Here is a 20133-nt window from a genome sequence, read left to right on the forward strand (position 1 = left end):
CATCTTCAAAGACATGCCATTGTTTTCATTAGCACACCATCGTCTCAATTAATCAATCGGCAATTGGAAAGATTCAGGCACTGTCCCCTTCCGCGTAGAACTTAAGACCAAGACCGCGGGAATTTTCAAAGTTGCTGAATTGCCCTAAGCTCGAATGCGTTCCGGGAGGACGGCGGATAATCCGCCGGCGGAGGGTCGATGCTTCCAGGCTGGGTCATATTTGCGTTTGCCTTGGGTTATCTTCTGCTGCTTTTCGCAGTGGCAAGCTACGGTGACCGCCGGAGCCGGAAATTCGGCGTGCCGGAAGGCGGCCGGCCTGTAGTCTATGCGCTCAGCCTTGCGATCTACTGCACGTCCTGGACCTATTTCGGCGGCGTCGGCCTAGCTGCCCACCACGGGCTGGAATTTGCCGGCATCTATATCGGGCCGATCCTCGTCTTTACGCTCGGCATGCCGCTCTTGAAGCGCATCATCGAACTTGCCAAGGCCGAGAAGCTGACCTCAGTCGCCGATTTCGTTGCCGCGCGTTATGGCAAGAATTCCACCGTCGCGACCATCGTGGCATTGATCTGCCTCATCGGCACCATTCCCTATATCGCACTGCAGCTTAAATCCATTTCGGCAACGGTCACGGCCATGGTCAACCCTTCGGATTATGGCATCGGCAGCGGCAATCTCTATTTCCTCGACCTGCCCCTGATCGTCACGCTAGTGCTCGCATGCTTCGCCATCATGTTCGGCACCCGCCACACGGATGCGACCGAACATCAGGACGGGCTTATCCTCGCGGTGTCCATGGAATCGATGGTGAAGCTCGTTGCTTTCCTGACTGCCGGCATTTGCGTCATCTGGTTTCTTTTCGACGGGCCGACGGACGTATGGCAAAAGGGATCGGAGAATGAACTGGTCTCTTCTGCCCTTGGCTATCAGACACCGCTCAGCCGCTGGATCACGTTGACGCTGCTTTCCGCCTTCGCGATCATCATGCTGCCGCGTCAGTTTCATGTAACCGTCGTCGAAAATCGCACTGCCAAACAGCTTCGGCTCGCCGGCTTTCTCTTCCCGCTCTATCTGATCGCCATCAATCTCTTCGTGTTGCCGGTAGCGATCGGCGGGCTGCTCACCTTCGGCGGCAGCGGCAATGCCGACCTTTACGTGCTCTCTCTACCGCTTGCAGGGCAAATGCCTGTTGTCTCGCTGATCACCTTCGTCGGTGGATTTTCGGCGGCGACCGCCATGGTGATCGTCGATTCCGTGGCGCTTTCCATCATGGTGTCGAACGATATCGTCATGCCGTTCTTCCTGCGCAGGAAGCTTGCGGGCCTTGCGAGCCAGCGTGACGACTTCGCGAAGAGCCTGCTCAATATCCGCCGCAGCGCCATTTTCGGGGTGCTGCTGCTTGGCTATGCCTATTATCGCTCGACCGACAGCACGGCAGGCCTCGCCTCAATCGGCCTGCTGTCCTTTGCTGCCATCGCGCAGATCGCTCCTGCCCTCTTCGGCGGCATGATCTGGCGCCGGGCGAATGCGCGCGGCGCAATCCTCGGTCTCTCGTCCGGCTTCATCATCTGGTTCTACCTACTGTTCCTCCCCTCATTCGGAGGCCCCGATTATTCCTATGTGGCAAGCAGTTTCCTCGGCTTCATCTTTCCCGGCACGACGCTCTTTACCGGCCCGGATGCCGATCCGCTCGTCAATGCGACGGCGATGAGCCTGCTTGTCAACACCGCAGCCTTCATCGTCGGCTCGCTGACCCGCAACGCCAAGCCGCTGGAGCGAATTCAGGCCGGCATCTTCGTGAAACGGCATTCGCGTTCGCAATTTGCCACGCGCGGCTGGAAGACCCGCATCAGCGTCGGCGATCTCAAGACGGCCATCGCCCGTTATCTCGGCGAGGAGCGCATGGAGCGCTCGCTTGCGACCTATGAGCAGACCTCTGGCCGCAAGCTGGAGGACGACCAGCCGGCCGATATGGCGCTCATCCATTTCACCGAGCAGCTTCTCGGCAGCGCCATCGGCTCCTCATCGGCGCGGCTGGTGCTGTCGTTGATCCTGCAGAAGATCGAGGACGCATCTTCCGACACGGCTTGGCTGCTCGATCAGGCGAGCGAAGCGCTGCAGTATAATCAGGACATGCTGCAGACCGCCCTTTCGCAAATGGACCAGGGCATTGCCGTCTTTGACAGTTCCAACCGATTGACGATTTGGAACCGGCGCTTCCGGCAGCTGCTGGACCTGCCGGAAAATGCCGGCCAGGTCGGTTTTCCATTGTCGGAGATCGTCAATATTCTCAGCCAGCGCGGCGATATTGCGCCCGGCGACCAGTCTCAGGCGGTGCGGCATTTCCTGACGCTCGACAAGCCCTTCCCCCTGGTGCTCGGCGGCGGCGAACGGATCATCGAGGTGCGTTCCAACGCCATGCCGGACAAGGGCATCGTCGCGACCTTCACCGATATCACCCAGCGTGTTGCCGCCGACCGGGCATTGAAACAGGCAAACGAGACACTGGAGCAGCGCGTGGCGGAGCGCACGGCGGAACTCACCCGGGTCAACAAGGAGCTTGCCGAGGCGCGGGCGGCCGCAGATGAGGCCAATATCGGCAAGACCCGCTTCTTTGCCGCTGCCGGCCACGACATTCTGCAACCGCTCAATGCCGCCCGGCTCTATTCGTCGGCACTTGTCGAGCGCATGGCGCTATCGGAAAACGGCCCGATCGTGCGCAATATCGATTCTGCGCTGGAATCGGTTGAATCCATCCTCGGCGCAGTGCTCGATATTTCCCGCCTCGATACCGGCGCCATGCGCCCCAGGTTGGCCGCGGTGCCGCTCTCCGATCTGCTGGAGCGTATCGAGACCGATTTTGCGCCGATCGCTCGCGAAAAGAAGCTCAAGCTCACGGTGATGCCAACGTCGCTGCGGGTGCGCTCCGATCCAAACCTGCTGCGCCGACTGGTACAAAACCTCGTTTCCAACGCCATCAAATATACAATCAGCGGCAAGGTGCTGATCGGGGCAAGGCGGCGAGGCAATCAGGTCATCATCCAGGTGATGGATTCCGGCATCGGCATTCCGCCTTCGAAATTTCGGACCGTGTTCAAGGAATTCGCGCGGCTGGATGAGGGAGCCCAGACCGCCTCGGGCCTCGGGCTCGGACTTTCCATCGTCGACCGCATCGCTCGCGTGCTCAACCACAAGGTCGAGCTTCATTCGACGCATGGCAAGGGAACGGAATTCCGTATCCTCATGCCGCTCGATACGTCGAAGAGCGCGGAAGCTGCGGCGGCCGTCCCTCCCGCCGACGCCACGGCCCAGCCGCTGAAGGGATTGCGCATCCTTTGCATCGACAATGAGCCCAAGATCCTCGAAGGCATGCGGCTGCTGATAGAGGGCTGGGGCTGCGATACGCAGGCGGTCGATTCGCTCTCCGCCGTGCAGGCTCTTTCCATCCGGCAGCCGCCGGATCTCGTCATTGCCGACTACCATCTTGCCGATGGAACCGGGATCGAAGCGATCCTGCATCTCAGGCAGCATTTCGGCATCGATATTCCTTCCCTGCTCGTGACCGCCGACAGGACGCTCGAAGTGCGAGCCGAGGCGGAAAAGCATGGTATTGCCGTTCAGCACAAGCCGGTGCGCCCGGCGGCACTACGCGCCTACATAACCCAGATTTCCGGCATGAAGCGCGCTGCGGCCGAGTGACACTCAAGCCGCCTTGCGCCCTCCGAAAACCTGGCCGACGAGTTCGCTGACCCGGGCCGATGTCGGGACATCGCCGAAGAGGATGCGGTACATGATGGGTGCCACGACGCGGTCCATGACAGCGTCGACATCCGGGAAAGGCTCGCCTCTCTCCTTCGCCCGGATGGCAATCGCCTCGATCTGCTGACGCGTGAAGTTGCAGCACTTATTGGCGTTGTCGCCGGTCTGTGCCGCGAGCACATCGCGGATATATTCACGGCCGGGGCCGGACGACATTTCCTCGGCATACTGCTCGGCCCAGGCTTCCAGATCACCGGGGCCGCTGCCGGTATCAACCGGCTCCATGTCCGGGCGCAGACGCTCGACGGCGACGTCGGCAAGCAATTCCTGCAGATCGCCCCAACGGCGGTAGATCGTGGATGGGGTCACGCCGGCGCGCGTCGCAATCAGCGGAACGGTAATCTCCGCGCGACTCATCTTTGCCAACAGGTCGCGGACCGCTTCATGCACGGAGGCCTGAACGCGGGCGCTTCTGCCCCCAGGGCGGATATTCTCTTTCACTGCCATTTCGAACCCAACCTTTTCCTCCCTGAAGCGAGCGCGATCGTTCAGATTCGGCTGGCACGCTTCAGGTTCCTTTTACGCATAGCGCGACCGCAAAACCGCTGCACACTTTTGCGCGACATGCTCCGGCACCGATCGTTCAAAAACTTTCATACATCCATTAATGCAAATTATTTGCTTTTAGGTTTCGGCTTGCCTAGATAGAGCTAACGCAACGATTTAGCTTTAAGGAGCTATATATGGTCGCCGCTCCCGAATCCATCAAGAATTCATCGCCCATGGGCTTCCATGCTCTGACGCTTGCCATCTTCTTCGGTGCTTCGGCGGCGCCAACGCCGCTCTACCGTATCTATCAGGAAGCCTTCGCCGTTTCCCCCTTCCTCATCACCGTGATCTTCGCCGTCTATTCCTTTGCGCTGCTCGCAGCCCTGCTGATTGCGGGCTCCATCTCCGATCACCTCGGAAGGCGTCCGGTCATTTTCGCCGCGCTGATGCTCGAGATCATCGCCATGGGTCTGTTTTCCATCGCCAGCGGTGCAGAATGGCTGATCGCGGCGCGCATCGTGCAGGGTCTTGCAACCGGTATTGCCGGTGCGTCGCTGGGTGCCGCCCTTGTCGATATCGACCGTGCAAAGGGGCAAATCGTCAACTCTATCGCACCGCTTTCCGGCATGGCGATCGGTGCGATTGGCACCAGCGCATTGATCCAGTACGGACCGGAGCCGCTGCATCTCATCTATGCGCTGCTGCTTGTCGGTTTTGCGGTGCAGGCGGTTGCAGTATGGCTGACGCGGGAGACCGGCGGCAAGCGGCCCGGCGTCTTCACCTCGCTGAAGCCAACGATTTTCATTCCGCAACAGGTGAAAAAGCCGCTGTCTCTGGTGACGCCGATCAATATTGCCAACTGGGCACTCGGCGGCTTCTATCTATCGCTCGTGCCTTCACTGGTCGCTTCGACCACCGGCAGCCGGGCGCCTCTGACGGGTGGCGCAGTCGTCGCCGCGCTGATGCTGTCAGGCGCAATTGCCGTTTTCCTGCGCCGTGGCCGCAGCCCCAAGGCCAATCTCGTCTTCGGCGTCTCCTCTCAAACGCTCGGCATCGCAACGGTCGTTGCTGGCGTGCATCTCGCCAACGTGCCGCTGCTGCTTGTCGGCACGCTTTTCACAGGCGCCGGTTTCGGCACCAATTTCCTCGGCTCGATCGGTACGATTGTGCCGCTTGCCAAGCCGGAGGAGCGAGCCGGTCTGCTTTCGGCCTTCTATATCCAGAGCTACCTGGCCTTCAGCCTCCCGGCGATTCTTGCCGGCTTCCTCGTCAAGTCGATCGGTTACGGCACCACGACGGACATCTATGCCACGGCCATATTGCTTGTCAGCATCACCGGGCTGCTGGTGATGCGCACGACAAGAGAAACAGCGACGGCTTAAAGCGCGTCGCGATCTTCAGATCCGCCACGCTCTAAGCTCCTGTTTCGTATGTCGTTACTGCAAAACCGCACACACTTTTGTGGGACATGCTCTATGCCGTCGCCCCATGTCATCACCGCCAGCCGAGTGCCGGGGCGACGTATTTCAGGATCGATTCAATGACGTGGGCATTGTATTCGACGCCGAGCTGATTCGGGACGGTGAGCAGCAGCGTATCAGCCTCGGCTATCGCCTCGTCCTTCTTCAGTTCCTCGATGAGAGCATCGGGTTCGGCCGCATAGGAGCGACCGAAGATTGCCCTCGTATTCTCGTCGATGAAACCGATCTTGTCCTGCCCTTCGTTGCCGTAGCCGAAATAGGAGCGGTCGCGATCGTTCACCAGCGCAAAGATGCTGCGGCTGACGGAGACGCGCGGCTCACGCTGATGGCCGGCCTCTTTCCAGGCCTCGCGATAGGCGCGGATCTGCTTGGCTTGCTGGATATGGAAGGCTTCGCCGGTTTCATCATCCTTCAGCGTCGAGCTCTGCAGGTTCATGCCGAGCTTTGCGGCCCAGACGGCTGTGGCGTTCGAACCCGCACCCCACCAGATGCGCTCGCGCAGGCCGTCGGAATGCGGTTCGAGCCGAAGCAGGCCGGGAGGATTGGGGAACATCGGCCGCGGATTGGGTTCGGCAAAACCTTCGCCCTTCAGCACTTCGAGGAAAACCTCGGCATGGCGGCGTCCCATATCGGCATCGCTTTGTCCATCAGGCGGGTTGTAGCCGAAATAGCGCCAGCCCTCGATGACCTGCTCCGGCGAGCCGCGGCTGATGCCGAGCTGCAAGCGCCCGCGGGAAATCAGATCGGCCGCGCCGGCATCTTCCGCCATATAGAGCGGGTTCTCATAGCGCATGTCGATGACTGCCGTGCCGATCTCGATGCGGCTGGTCCGTGCGCCGACGGCCGCGAGCAGCGGGAAAGGCGAGGCAAGCTGGCGCGCGAAATGGTGGACACGGAAATAGGCGCCATCCGCCCCCAGTTCCTCAGCGGCAACCGCAAGGTCGATCGACTGTAGCAGCGTATCGCCAGCCGAGCGCGTCTGCGATTGCGGCGAGGGCGTCCAGTGCCCGAACGAGAGGAAACCGATCTTCTTCATGATTTCACCGCCTAAACTGAAGTGTGCCTTGCACGCTTCTTGTCATGATTCCGGATAGGCATATAGGCGCTTCATGAGAGATTTGTGAGGCTTTCGCGAGACGAGGGAGACATCTCGAACGTCCGCCGGCTAGCCACGCCCTGCCGGCAGGGCCCTGTCTGTCATGCGGCCATCGCCTGATCTTCCTGTTACGTCTCCACCAGCTTAGCCAGTCGCGCCGCAACCGTGCCCCAGCCGTCGTAGAAACCCAGTTCTTCGTGCGTGTTGCGGGTCTCCTTATCCTTGTGCATGACAAGGGCATTGTAATCGGTGCCTTCAGGATGGTCGGCGAGTGTGATGATGGCTGTCATGAAGGGTGTCGGCGCGGGACGCCAGCCGCCGAGAAGTGCATTGGTGAAGACGATGCGACGGCCGTCCTGAATATCCAGGTAGCAAGCACTGAGATGATGTTGGAAGGGACCGCCATTTTCACTCATCTCGGTGACGAGGGCTCCGCCGGGTTTGACTTCCATGGTGGCGACGCGGCAGAGCGCCGGTGCGGGAATCCACCATTTTTCGAATTTTGCCGGCGTGGTCCAGGCGCTCCAGACTGCAGCCGGCGGAGCCTTTATGATGCGCGAAATGGTGAGATCGAGATCGGGGTTCACATTGATATTCATTGGGACTTTTCCTCCTTCGATTGCGTGGCGGTGACGAAAGCCTCAAGCCTGTCGGTGCGGGCTTCCCAGATGGCGCGCTGAGCCGAAAGCCAGCCTTCGACCAAGGCGAAACGCTTCTTCTCCAGCGTGCAGGTGCGCACGCGGCCCTGCTTCCTCGTTTCGATGAGGCCTGTCTCTTCCAGCAGATGGATATGTTTCATGAAGGATGGCAAGGCCATGTCGAAGGGCCTTGCGAGGTCGCTGATACTGGCCGGACCGGTACCGAGACGGTTGATGACGGCGCGGCGTGTCGGATCGGCAAGTGCCAGGAAGATGCCATCGAGCTGAGCTGAATAGTAATCCATGAGGCTAAGTATCACCATGTGATAGTTAGCACAAGAGCTAAGTGTCTTTGACTCCGCTCCTCGTGCCCCTAGCATGAAACCCTGCTCATGCCTGGCCAAAGATGAACGGTGTGTGAGGGCGGCGACGGTCCCGATGACCGCGCCGCCTTGCCTATCACGCTGCCTTGTCGGCGGCAGGATAGGGATCGAAGCGACTGTAGAAGGTCTCGCCCTTGGCGGCCATATCCTTCAGCAGCGGTGTTGGCTTGAAGTGATCGCCATAGGCTGCGGCCAGTTTTTCGGCGAGTTCCACGAAGGCCTTAACGCCCATCCCGTCGATGTAGCTCAGTGCACCGCCTGTATAGGGCGCGAAGCCGAAGCCGAGGATGGAACCGACATCGGCTTCGCGCGGATCGGTGACGATACCCTCTTCCATGGTGCGGGCGGCTTCGAGCGCGACCGTCACCAGGAAGCGCTGCTTCAGGGTGGCGACGTCGATTTCGGCGACCGGCTTCTGCGGATAGAGGGTCTTCAGCTCAGGCCAGAGGAACTTCTTGGCGGGCTTGGCCGGGTATTCGTAGAAGCCTTTGCCGTTCTTGCGGCCACGTCGGTCAAGCTCGTCGACCAGCTTGTTAATGAGGGCAAGGTGGCGTTCATCGACGGCCTTAGGGCCGAGATCCGCGACCGCCGCCTTGAGGATCTTCTGCGAGAGATCGATCGCTACCTCATCGTTCAGCGACAGCGGGCCGACCGGCATGCCGGCCATCTTGGCTGCATTCTCGATCATCGGCGCGGGCACGCCTTCGATCAGCATGTCATAGGCTTCGTGGATATAACGGAAGACGCAGCGGTTGACGAAGAAGCCTCTGGTATCGTTGACGACGATGGGCGTCTTCTTGATGGCTGCGACATAATCCAGGGCGACGGCGAGTGCCCGATCACCGGTATTCTTGCCGAGAATGACTTCAGTCAGCATCATCTTTTCGACCGGCGAAAAGAAATGCACGCCGATGAACTGGTCCGGACGCTTGGAATTTTCGGCAAGGCCCGTGATCGGGAGGGTCGAGGTGTTGGAGGCGAAGATGGTGGTTTCCGGGATAACGGCTTCCACCTGCTCGATGACCGCCTTCTTGACGGCACGATCCTCGAAGACCGCTTCAATGACGAGATCGGCGTCCTTGAGATCGGCGTAATCGGCCGAGGGCGTGATGCGGGAGAGAAGCGAGGCACCCTCGTCCTGTGTAAGACGACCCTTACCAATGGAATCCTTGACGAGGCCTTCGCCGACGCCCCTGCCCTTGGTGGCAGCCTCCATATCGCGGTCGATCAGGACCACTTCGAAACCTGCAGCGGCCGTGACATAGGCGATGGAGGCGCCCATGAAGCCTGCGCCGACGATGCCGATCTTCTTCAGTTCCGTTTTGGGCACGCCGGCCGGGCGACGGGCACCCTTGCCAAGCTCCTGCATGGAAATGAAGAGCGAGCGGATCATCGAGAAGGCCTCGGTGGTCTGCAATATCTGCGTGAAATAACGCTGCTCGATCTTCAGCGCCGTATCGAAAGGAACCTGCAGACCTTCATAAACGCATTTCAGGATAGCGAGCGCGCTCGGATAATTGCCTGATGTTTCGCGGCGCAGGATGGCCGGAGCCGCCGGCCAGAGCTGGGCCGCAGCGGGTGTCCAGATGCCGCCGCCCGGCACCTTGAAGGCCTTTTCGTCCCAGGGCGCGATGGGTTTCAGGCCATCCTTGATCATCTGCTTGGCGGCCGGGATCAGCTGATCTGGATCCACCACCTGATGGATGAGGTTCATGGCCTTGGCGCGCGAAGCGTTCAGCGACTGGCCCGTCGTCATCATCTGCAAGGCGGACTGGGCATCGGTGAGGCGCGAGATACGCTGCGTGCCGCCGGCACCGGGGAAGATGCCGACCTTGACTTCCGGCAGCGCGATCTTGACGCTCTTCGAATTGGAGGCGACGCGGCCGTGGCAGGCGAGCGACATCTCGAAGGCACCGCCCATGCAGGTGCCGTTGATGGCCGAAACCCAGGGTTTGCCGCAGGTTTCGATCTTGCGGAAGAGGCCGGTCATGCGGCCGACGAGATCGAAGAGTTTTTGCGCGGCGCCGTCGGGATTTGCGGCCTTCTCCTGCTGGTAGAAGGCGAACATCGACTTGATCATCGACAGATCGGCGCCGCCCGAAAAGGAAGACTTGCCCGAGGTAATAACGACGCCCTTGACGGCGCTGTCGGCGACCGTCGCATCGATGATGGCGTCGAGCTCGCTCATCACGTCCTCGGTGAAGACGTTCATCGACTTGCCGGGCATGTCCCAAGTCACCAGGGCAATACCATCCGCATCGGTCTCGACGGTGAAGTTGGTGTAGCTCATCGTCTCTCTCCCTTAGACGCGTTCGATGACGGTTGCCGTGCCCATGCCGGCGCCGATGCAGAGGGTTACCAGCGCGGTGTTGAGATCGCGGCGTTCCAGCTCATCCAGCACGGTGCCGAGGATCATGGCGCCGGTAGCACCCAGCGGATGTCCCATGGCGATTGCGCCGCCATTGACGTTGATCTGGTCGTGGGGGATGTCGAAAGCCTGCATGTAGCGCAACACGACGGCGGCAAAAGCCTCGTTCAGCTCGAAAAGATCGATATCGGCAAGGTTCATGCCTGTCCGCTTCAGGAGCTTTTCGGTGACATCGACCGGGCCGGTCAGCATGAGGGCCGGATCGGAGCCGATATTGGCGAAAGCCTTGATGCGGGCGCGCGGCTTCAGACCCATGCTTTCGCCCCCGGCCTTCGAGCCGAGCAGGACGGCAGCGGCGCCATCGACGATGCCAGAGGAATTGCCGGCATGGTGGACATAGTTGACGCGCTCGACTTCCGGATGGGCCTGGATGGCGACGGCTTCGAAGCCGCCCATTTCGCCCGGCATCTGGAAGGAGGGATTGAGGGAGGCGAGCGCCTGCATGTCCGTGCCGGGGCGCATATGCTCATCATGGGCCAGGATCGTCAGACCGTTCTGGTCCCTGACCGGGATGACGGAATTCTTGAACCAGCCGTTGTTCCAGGCATTTGCGGCCCGCTTCTGGCTTTCGACTGCGTAAGCGTCGACGTCGTCACGGGAAAAGCCGTATTTGGTGGCGATGAGATCGGCCGACACACCCTGCGGCATGAAATAGGCCGGGAAGTTCACCGAAGGGTCCATGAACCAGGCGCCGCCGGACATGCCGAGGCCCACGCGGGACATGCTTTCGACGCCGCCGGCAATGACGATATCGTCGGCGCCCTGTGCGATCTTGCCGGCGCCGAAGTTCACGGCATCGAGGCCGGAGGCGCAGAAACGGGAGATCTGCATGCCTGGCGCTCTCGTCGAGTAACCGGCTTCGAAAGCGGCAGCCTTGGGAATGACGGCACCGGCATCCATGACCGGATCGACGCAGCCCATGATGATGTCATCGACCGTCTCGGTGTTGAGACCGTTGCGGTCGCGGATCGCCTCCAGCGTCTTTGCCGCGAGGCGGACTGAGGGCACTTCATGCAGCGCGCCATCCTTCTTGCCGCGGCCGCGGGGCGTGCGGACGTGATCGTAAATGAAAACCTCGGTCATTGTCTCATCTCCCTGGCGGCAATCTGTTTTGCCTCAAATCTCGACGGGAGGAGAAAAGCCCCTCCCCACCCCTCCCGACAAGGGGGAGGGAGCACCGTCTCAAAAGGCTTCGGCGGCGAGTTCCATCATCGTGTCTGCGCCGGTTTCGATACGGGTCTTGCGCAATGCAGTTTCGGGCATGATGCGCTCCATGAAGAATTTCGCCGTGATCAGCTTGTTCTTCAGATAATCCTCGCGTGTGTCGCCGGCGGCAAGGCGTTCGTTGGCGGCTTTTGCCATGCGCGCCCACATATAGCCGAGGATGACCAGGCCGAAGAGGTGCATATAATCGGTTGAACCGGCGCCGGCATTGTCGGGCTTGGCCATAGCATTCTGCATGAACCACATGGTTGCGCCCTGCACATCGTTCAAGCCCTTTTTCAGGTGCTTGGTGAAGAAGGTCAGCTGCTCGTCATTGCGGTTTTCCTCGCAGAAATCGCCGACTTCCTTGAAGAGGGCCATAGCGGCGCGGCCGCCGTTCAGCGCCAGCTTGCGGCCAACGAGATCGAGCGCCTGGATACCGTTGGCACCTTCGTAGATCATGGCAATACGGGCATCGCGCACATACTGGCTCATGCCGTGTTCCTCGATATAGCCATGGCCGCCGAAGACCTGCTGGGCCATCACGGCATGATCGAAGCCCCTGTCGGTCATCACGCCCTTGAGGATCGGCGTAACGAGGCCGAGAATATCGTCCGCTGTCTGGCGTTCCTTCTCGTCGCTGGCGCGATGGGCGATATCGGATTTCAGCGCAGTCCAGAGCAGGAAGGCGCGGCCAGCCTCGTTGAAGGATTTGATCGTCATCAGTGCTCGGCGGATATCCGGGTGGACGATAATCGGATCGGCCTTCTTGTCCGGGGCCTTGGGGCCGGACAGCGAGCGGCCCTGGAGGCGCTCTCGGGCGTAGCTGGCGGCATTCTGATAGGCGATCTCGGAAATGGCGATGCCCTGCAGGCCGACCATCAGACGGGCCTCGTTCATCATCACGAACATGGCGTTCAGGCCACGGTTTTCCGTGCCGATCAGGAAGCCCGTCGCTTCGTCGTAGTTCATGACGCAAGTGGCGTTGCCGTGGATACCCATCTTGTGTTCGATCGCGCCGCAGGAAACGCCGTTACGGGCGCCGAGCGCTCCGTCCTTACCGACGAGGAATTTCGGGACGATGAAGAGCGAGATGCCTTTGGTGCCCTCAGGCGCACCCTCGATGCGGGCGAGGACCAAGTGGACGATATTATCGGTCAGGTCGTGCTCTCCAGCGGAGATGAAGATCTTCTGGCCGGAAATCCTGTAGCTGCCGTCGTCCTGCGGCACCGCCTTGGTGCGCAGCATGCCGAGATCAGTACCGCAATGCGGTTCGGTGAGGTTCATGGTGCCGGACCACGTGCCATCCACCATCTTAGGCAGATAGGTATTCTTCTGCTCGTCAGTGCCGTGGACGAGGATCGCGGCTATGGCACCCTGCGTCAGGCCCGGATACATCATTAGCGACATATTGGCCGCTGAAGTATATTCGCCGACCGCGGTGTGCAGTATATAGGGCAGTCCCTGACCGCCGAATTCCTCCGGAACGGCAAGCCCGATCCAGCCGCCTTCCCGATAGGCCTGATAGGCCTCCCTGAAGCCCCTCGGCGTCGATACCGTACCGTCGCCTAGGCGCGTACAGCCTTCCTGATCGCCGGAATAATTCAGGGGGAACACAACTCCCTCGGCCAACTTCGCCGCCTCGCCCAAGATAGCCTCGACCATGTCAGGCGTGACGTCGGCAAAGCCGGGGAGATTGTTGTAACGCTCGAGACCCAGCACATCATTGAGCACGAAGAGCGTGTCGTTCACCGGGGCCTTGTAGATTGGCATGGTTCGAATTCCTCCAATTCGGCGACCGGATCGCGCCGGCAGTGAGACTCTCTTACAAAATATTGACGTTTGCGTAAACGTCAAATTCTACACGCGCGCGATTTTATGAGAGTAAATTCAGATGCGGTAAACCCAATGCTGCCCGTTTCCTTCTCCGGCTAAGCGCGCTACATTCGCTCAGACCTGCAGAAAGAGCCTGGGAGGAGCGATTTCATGAGAAGGACGTGGCCTGCGGAGTTCAATTCCGTTTTCGATGCGGCGGAGGAAGTGACCATCGAACCCGTAGCTGTCGAGCCGATCAACGGCGAAAGACTGGCTGTACATGATGAGCCGCCGGCTCCGCGCAAGGCACTGAGGGTACGCATTTCCATGGAAACCTATGAACGCATCTGGCCGCTGGCCGAGATGCGTTTCCGGCCGGCCGAGGGGCCCTATGCCGGCAAGGCGGTGACGCTGATCGCCACCAATCCGCACTACCATCCCTGGCATCCGGCCGATGGCGGCTCGGAGGAGCGCGTCAGTGACAGCGGACGACACTACAAGACCGATTATCTGGTCGTGCATTTCCTGCTGGATGACGTGCGCGAACCTGTCGCCGCCTGAGCATCATTCAGATAGCTTGAGGACCCGAACCGCTTGAAGGCAGGGCTGCTCCCGGAATAGGCTTGCGGGCGACATCTATTCGGGAGCCAGGCCTTGAGCGATTTCGATATCATCCGGCGACGTGCCGAAGACAGAAAAGGCGGCGCCGATGCGCTGAAAGCGAAGCTGCCGGCGATGCCTGACCACGAGGCGCTGCGCGCTTTGCCCGATGACCGCATCCTCTCCGAAATGACGCGGCGCGTCTTTTACAGCGGCTTCGTACACAAGGTCATCGACAACAAATGGCCGGGTTTCGAAGAAGCTTTCGACGGCTTTGATCCTGCCGCACTCAATATCGCTCCGGATGAATACTGGCACGATCTGACTGGCGATGACCGCATCGTCAAAAATGGCGCGAAGATCATGTCCGTACGCGCCAACGCGGCCTTCGTGCGCGAACTGGCGAAAGAGGCCGGCAGTGCCGGCGCCTTCTTCGCAGATTGGCCGCGCGAGGATCATATCGGCCTGCTCGACGAGCTCAACAAACGCGGCAATCGGCTCGGCGGGATCACCGGTCAATATTTCCTGCGCAGCATCGGCCGCGACTGCTTTATCATGACAACAGATGTCATCGCCTGCCTCAGGGACGCAGGCGTGCCCCTTTCGGCATCGGGAACTGGCAAGAAGGACCAGCAGTTGATCCAGCAGACATTCAACCGCTGGGCCGCGGAAACAGGGCTGCCTCTCGCCTATCTCTCGCGCATCTGCGGGCTTTCGATCGACGCTCCCCAAGAATGAAATATTTCGGGCCGCTGGTTTTTTGCAAGGCCGTGATTGCCTACCTCTCCGGAAGGTTCACTCGAAGGAGAAGATCATGGCCGAGTTTCCCTATCGTAGCGCGCTGATCGTGGGCGCCGGTTCCGGCATCAGCGGCTCACTCGCCCGCAAGCTCTCGGAGCGAGGCGTGAAGGTCGGCCTGGCGGCACGCAATATCGGCAAGCTCGGGCCGTTGCTCGACGAAACCGGAGCCAAGGCCTTCGCCACCGATGCGGCGCAGCCGGCTGCGGTTGCGGCGCTGTTCGAACGCGTCGACGCCGAGATCGGCGAGCCTGATATCGTGATCTATAATGCCAGCGGCCGGGTGCGCGGGCCGATTGCCGAGCTCGATCCTGCCGAAGTGGAGCAGGCGATTGCAACCAGCGCCTTCGGCGGCTTCCTCGTCACGCAACAGGCGGCAAAACGGATGATCCCGCAGGGACACGGCGCAATTCTACTGACAGGGGCGACAGCCAGTATCAAGGGTTATGCGCAATCGGCGCCCTTTGCCATGGGGAAATTCGCGTTGCGCGGACTGGCGCAAAGTGCTGCCCGTGAACTCGGACCGCTTGGCATTCATGTAGCGCATTTCGTCATTGACGGTGTGGTCCGCTCCGCCACGAGACCGGACAAGAAAGACAAGCCCGACGGCACGCTTTCGCCCGATGCGATTGCGCAGTCCTATATCGATGTGCTGCTGCAGCATCGCAGCGCCTGGTCGCAGGAGGTCGAGCTGCGGCCTTGGACGGAAAACTTTTAGTCCAGGCAGTCTCGATAGAGCATACCTCCTTTCCCGAAGGCGCCGAAACCAGTAGGATCGGACCGGCTTCGACAGCCTGGGAGGGGACGATGCTGCGCCTGGACCATGTGACGATCGATACGCGCGATGCGCCTGCCATGATCGCTTTTTTTGAAAACATTCTTGGCGTGAAGGAAGGCTATCGGCCGCCCTTTCCCTCGCGCGGCCATTGGCTTTATCTCGACGATAAGCCGGTGATCCATCTGAGCCTGACGGAGCGGGCGGGTGATTTTCCATCCGGCATCTTCAATCATGTGGCCTTCAGCCTCTTCGAATTCGAACCGGCGCTCGCTCGCATCAAAGCCGGCGGTTATCGCTACGAATATCGCGATATTCCTGATACCGACCTCGGACAGGTGTTCGTCTACGGGCCTGAGGGCGTGAAGATCGAGTTGCAGTACAAGCGGCCGCTCTAAAGCGCTTCGACGCGCAAAACTGGCCTGAGAAAGGCAAAAGTTAAAAAATTCTCATTCCGGTTAACGAGTTCTTTACCACGTTTCGTAAAAGGTGCGCGGTGAGCATTGGCGATCTGCATTCCTTTTATTTGTCTTGCGTCCAGGAGTGCCGCCAAAAACCTATCCAGCTTGAGGAAAGTCTAATTGACTATTTCCTTATGGATGGTGCTCTCCGCTGTGTGCCCCGGTACGCTTCGGAAAAGGCAATGATCGGGCCCAGACCGGGCAATCGAAGCGAGCAAGAACATGAACGGATCGCGATCACATTCTTCCCGGCATTCCGACAGGAGCTCGCTTGATGCGTTAAACCGCACCATCGAGGGTCTGGAAGCGCGGATCGAGGGTCTGATGAGCAGCGGACGCGAACAGCGGCCACGCAGCCCGACGCCGGAGCGCGATTCCTACGCGCCGCGCGCGGCCGATCCGCTTGCGGAAATCCGCCAGCGCCAGCGCGCGCTCGATGCCAGCAGAGATAATCGCGAGCGCGCCTATACGCGCGAACCGGCACCGGCCCTGCTGCGTGAACCGGCCCCTGCCCCGCAACGCGCTTCGGTGCCTTATCCGGCGGCACCGGCCTTCCGCGCCTCCGACGACACGATGACGGAAATCGCCCAGGCACTGGTCAACCTGCGGCAGGATCTGAAGCGTGACATTTCCGAGGGCGTGACGCGCGAAATGAATGCGCTGCGCGGCGAGCTGCGCGAAATCAAGGCGAGCGCCCAGGACCGGCATTTTGCCGACGACATCCGCGCCGACATGGGGCGTCTTTCGCAGAGCATTGCGCAACTCACGAGCCGTTCAGCTGGCCCGGAAGCAACTGGTCTGCGAAACGAATTCGAAGAACTGCGTTCGCTGATGGACGGGCTGGCGCGCGAGGATTCGGTGCGCCACATGGAGCAGCGCTGGGACAACGTTGAAAACCGCCTGGCGGAGCTCGACACCGCCGGGCTGCAGGAAGAGCTCGTATCCCTCGCTTACCGGCTTGACGATATCAAGCGGCAGCTCGGCGGCATGGGGGAAAGCCCGGCCGTGCAGGCGCTGGAAGACAAGCTCATCACGATCGCCTCGGCTGTGGAGCAGTTCGGTAATTTGATCCAGCCGCATGATCGGATCATGTCGGAACAGTTCGCTGCGATGGACACGCGGCTCGACGAGATCAGCCGCGCGATCGCCGCCAGCGGACGCGGCGCGACCGGCACCGACCCGGCGCTGATGCAACGGCTGGAAAACCGTCTTTCTGCCCTCGGCGAACAGATCGAGCTGATGGGTCGGGCCGCCATGAACCGCCCAAATCCTGCCGACGAAATGGCCAGTCGGCTAGAAGCGCTGACGGAGCGCGTGGAAGACCTCGCCAAAGCCGAAGCAACTTCGCGCCTCGACGAGCGGCTGGAGCACCTTTCCTATCTTCTCGAACGCACCCAGAAGACGACACCTCAGCAAGACCTGACCGGCGCGCTCTCCGACATTTCCCGCAAGATCGACGCGCTGGAAAGCGGCTCGGTCAATGATGCGCTCGCCAAGCGGCTCGACTATCTCGCACGCCGCATCGACGAGATGGAAATCCGCCCTGCCCCGGTACCTGTAATCGACGATGGCGCGTTCCGCCGTCTCGAAGGGCGGCTCAGCGACATCGCGGCGCGGCTGGAAGAAAGCACGGCGGCTGCACCGACCGACACGCGCGCGCTGAAGAACCTCGAGGAGCAGATTGCCAATCTCTCCGAGCTCTTGAACACGCCGCGCGAAAACGCAGAAGTATCCGCGGATCTCGATCGCCGCATGGGCGCGATCGAAGATTATATCGCGACCAACGACGAATATATTATCGAGGCCGCACGACAGGCGGCCGAAGCCGTGGTCGACGCCTATTCGCGCAACGGCGGAGCGCAGGGCGCTGCACCTGCTGCCGCCGACATGTCGGCCCTGGTCGCGCTGGCCGACGACCTACGAAATCTCGAAGATCTCAGCCGGGATAGCGAGGAGCGTACGCACAAGACCTTCCAGGCCCTTCACGAAACGCTGCTGCACATCGCTGACCGACTGGACACGATGGAAGAACAGGTTCGCCCCGCCGCCAAAATGCCGGCGGCCGAGGTCGAGTTCCACGTCGATCCTTATGCGCTAGTCGACGCAGGCAAGGAACCTGCCAAGGCTCCGGTGATGCAGGCGCCCAAGGCTTCGCCGGTGCTGCGCACGGCCGATATTGCCGAAGAGGCGCCGAGCCGTATGCCGGAACCGGCATTGGCCGACAGCACCAGCGCGATCGCCATCGAAGCCAACAGCCAACAAGAAAAGGCGGTCGTTCCCGCCAAGGGCAGCCTGCTCGCTAGCCTCGGCCGGAAGCTGATGCCGTCGCGCAAGTCGGAAGCGAAGGCAGCGACCGAGCGCACCGTCATCGACCCCGCTCCATCGATCGATCCCGTCGACGTGATGCCGGCCGAAGCCGCAAACGAGTTGCTGGAACCGGGCTCCGGCGCGCCTGACGTGAAGAAGATACTGGAGCGCGTGCGCGCCAGCCAGAACGCCCAGCGCGGCAAGCCGGCAACCGAAAACGACCGGGCGGATTATATTGCCGCTGCTCGCCGAGCCGCGCAGGCTGCGGCCATGGAGATTGACAGCAATGCAAAGCCGGCGACGCGCGCCGAGCGGCGTGCTGCCAAGCCGGAAAAAGCCGGCAAAGGCGGCGCCTTTTCGCGCTTCCGCCGGCCGATCCTGCTGGCAGTCGGCGCTGTGCTGCTCGCCATCATGGCCTTCCCGCTTGCCCGCACGCTGACGACGGGCCAGAAGGCACCGCCACCGGCTGAAGTCTCGACCCCCAGCACCGCCACCGGGATGCCGCAGGCCAATATGATGGCGCCGACGCCGGTCGTGCCGGAAACCTCGACCCCAGAATCGGCCGCGCAGATGCCGACGACCACACCGGAAGCGATCGGTTCCGAGGCCGGTGCTCCCACAGCGCCCGATCACCTGACCGATGCGACGCCGCTCGACGGCGAAGGTGCGGAAAGCTTCGATCAGGCGCCGGTGCAGGATAGTTCCGGCTTCGCTCCGAACACGCCTGCCGCTCCGGCAGCAACGACCACGGCTCCTGCTGCGGCCTCGATCATCGTTCCCGACACGATCCAGCCGCCGCCGCTCGCCGACGCGGCACGCAACGGCGATGGGCTGGCGCTCTTCGAGATCGCTGCGCGCTATACCGAGGGCCGCAATGGCCTAGCCGCCGATCAGAAGCAGGCGGCGAACTGGTACCAGCTTTCGGCGGACAAGGGCTTCGCACCGGCACAGTACCGGCTCGGCAGCATGTATGAGAAGGGCAATGGCGTCGACCGGGACGTGCAGAAGGCCAAAGGTCTCTATGAGCAGGCTGCAAGCCAAGGTAATGCCAGCGCCATGCATAATCTCGCTGTACTCTATGCTTCCGGCGCGCTTGGCCAGCAGGACTACGTAACGGCGGCTTCCTGGTTCCAGAAGGCGGCCGATCTCGGCATCACCGACAGCCAGTTCAACCTCGCCATCCTCTGCGCCCGCGGCAACGGCGTGCCGGCGGATCTGGAAGAATCCTACAAGTGGTTTGCGATCGCCGCCAAATCCGGCGACAAGGATGCCGCCCAGAAGCGCGACGAAGTGGCCAAAGCCATGAAGCCGGATCAACTCGAGCGCGCCCGCGCCAAGGCCGACCTCTGGAAGCCGCAACCGCTCGACAACAAGGCGAACGGCGTCGAGATCCCCGACGCATGGGCAAGCGCTGCCGCGCCGAAGACGGCAACCGTCGACATGAAGAAGGCGATCCGCAACATCCAGGCGATCCTCAACAATAACGGCTTCGATGCCGGCCCGCCGGATGGAGAGATGGGCGCGAAGACCGTGACCGCCATCAAGAACTTCCAGAAGTCGATCGGCCAGGAGCCGACTGGCAAGGTCAACGACGACACGGTGAAGGCGCTTCTTGAGCGCAACAAACCCGGCGCCAAGGCCATCTGAGACAGCTCGACGGCCCTTGGCCGCCGGCTTTTCGGCTTTTGAGGCCGGCCGTCACAAAACCTGAAAAAAGCCGGATTATGCGGGACATATCGGAGCCTGCATCCGGCTGATCATGGCTTTTTTCCTTCGAAAGCCTCTGGCAACGATTTCACAGTAGGATGTGCCATTCGAGTGGGGACGTGAGAGGGCCGCT

Annotated in this window: 14 protein-coding genes; 7 read left to right on the plus strand and 7 right to left on the minus strand. The window is 61.1% G+C overall.

Features of this window, described 5'->3' with window-relative positions; genetic code table 11:
- The first annotated feature begins 198 nt into the window (after positions 1-198).
- The gene (locus tag FHX08_RS14460; protein ID WP_132652718.1) at positions 199-3699 is read left to right on the plus strand and encodes a PAS domain-containing hybrid sensor histidine kinase/response regulator; all 3501 of its coding nucleotides are present in this window, start codon (positions 199-201) and stop codon (positions 3697-3699) included.
- 3 nt (positions 3700-3702) lie between these two features.
- Here the strand turns inward: FHX08_RS14460 and FHX08_RS14465 are convergent, their stop codons facing one another.
- On the minus strand, positions 3703-4266 hold the full coding sequence (locus tag FHX08_RS14465) for a TetR/AcrR family transcriptional regulator (protein WP_132652719.1): 564 nt from the start codon (positions 4264-4266) through the stop codon (positions 3703-3705).
- A gap of 236 nt (positions 4267-4502) precedes the next feature.
- On the opposite strand from FHX08_RS14465, the gene FHX08_RS14470 reads away from it, so the two are divergent.
- The gene (locus FHX08_RS14470; RefSeq protein ID WP_132652720.1) at positions 4503-5690 is read left to right on the plus strand and encodes an MFS transporter; all 1188 of its coding nucleotides are present in this window, start codon (positions 4503-4505) and stop codon (positions 5688-5690) included.
- 112 nt (positions 5691-5802) lie between these two features.
- Here the strand turns inward: FHX08_RS14470 and FHX08_RS14475 are convergent, their stop codons facing one another.
- The 6 genes from FHX08_RS14475 to FHX08_RS14500 all read right to left on the minus strand — a co-directional run bounded on the left by FHX08_RS14475 (position 5803) and on the right by FHX08_RS14500 (position 13310).
- Positions 5803-6825, minus strand: coding sequence for an LLM class flavin-dependent oxidoreductase (locus tag FHX08_RS14475; protein WP_132652721.1), 1023 nt, complete (start codon positions 6823-6825; stop codon positions 5803-5805).
- A gap of 188 nt (positions 6826-7013) precedes the next feature.
- Entirely contained in the window at positions 7014-7484 is a 471-nt protein-coding gene (locus FHX08_RS14480) for an SRPBCC family protein (RefSeq protein ID WP_184327264.1), read from the minus strand.
- Positions 7481-7828 (minus strand): helix-turn-helix transcriptional regulator, encoded by a 348-nt coding sequence (locus FHX08_RS14485; protein WP_132652723.1) that lies wholly within the window; start codon positions 7826-7828, stop codon positions 7481-7483. Before FHX08_RS14485 ends, FHX08_RS14480 begins: the two co-directional genes overlap by 4 nt.
- Before the next feature lie 154 nt (positions 7829-7982).
- Positions 7983-10196 (minus strand): 3-hydroxyacyl-CoA dehydrogenase NAD-binding domain-containing protein, encoded by a 2214-nt coding sequence (locus tag FHX08_RS14490; protein ID WP_132652724.1) that lies wholly within the window; start codon positions 10194-10196, stop codon positions 7983-7985.
- Between the two features lie 12 nt (positions 10197-10208).
- A complete protein-coding gene (locus tag FHX08_RS14495) occupies positions 10209-11417 on the minus strand; it encodes an acetyl-CoA C-acetyltransferase (protein WP_132652725.1) in 1209 nt (402 codons plus the stop codon).
- A gap of 99 nt (positions 11418-11516) precedes the next feature.
- A complete protein-coding gene (locus tag FHX08_RS14500; protein WP_132652726.1) occupies positions 11517-13310 on the minus strand; it encodes an acyl-CoA dehydrogenase C-terminal domain-containing protein in 1794 nt (597 codons plus the stop codon).
- A 213-nt stretch (positions 13311-13523) separates the two neighbouring features.
- Between FHX08_RS14500 and FHX08_RS14505 the strand changes: the two genes are divergently transcribed.
- The 5 genes from FHX08_RS14505 to FHX08_RS14525 all read left to right on the plus strand — a co-directional run bounded on the left by FHX08_RS14505 (position 13524) and on the right by FHX08_RS14525 (position 19940).
- Positions 13524-13913, plus strand: coding sequence for a hypothetical protein (locus FHX08_RS14505; protein ID WP_132652727.1), 390 nt, complete (start codon positions 13524-13526; stop codon positions 13911-13913).
- Between the two features lie 93 nt (positions 13914-14006).
- Positions 14007-14690 carry a DNA-3-methyladenine glycosylase I gene (locus FHX08_RS14510; protein ID WP_132652728.1) on the plus strand — a complete coding sequence of 228 codons (684 nt, stop codon included), beginning with the start codon at positions 14007-14009 and terminating at the stop codon, positions 14688-14690.
- Between the two features lie 76 nt (positions 14691-14766).
- Positions 14767-15468: an SDR family NAD(P)-dependent oxidoreductase gene (locus tag FHX08_RS14515; RefSeq protein ID WP_132652729.1), complete on the plus strand. Its 702-nt coding sequence runs from the start codon at positions 14767-14769 to the stop codon at positions 15466-15468.
- An 89-nt stretch (positions 15469-15557) separates the two neighbouring features.
- Positions 15558-15923 carry a VOC family protein gene (locus FHX08_RS14520; RefSeq protein ID WP_184327265.1) on the plus strand — a complete coding sequence of 122 codons (366 nt, stop codon included), beginning with the start codon at positions 15558-15560 and terminating at the stop codon, positions 15921-15923.
- Between the two features lie 285 nt (positions 15924-16208).
- Positions 16209-19940: a peptidoglycan-binding protein gene (locus tag FHX08_RS14525; protein ID WP_132652731.1), complete on the plus strand. Its 3732-nt coding sequence runs from the start codon at positions 16209-16211 to the stop codon at positions 19938-19940.
- The last annotated feature ends 193 nt before the right edge of the window (positions 19941-20133 follow it).

Source organism: Rhizobium sp. BK529 (assembly GCF_014194105.1).
GTDB lineage: Bacteria > Pseudomonadota > Alphaproteobacteria > Rhizobiales > Rhizobiaceae > Rhizobium.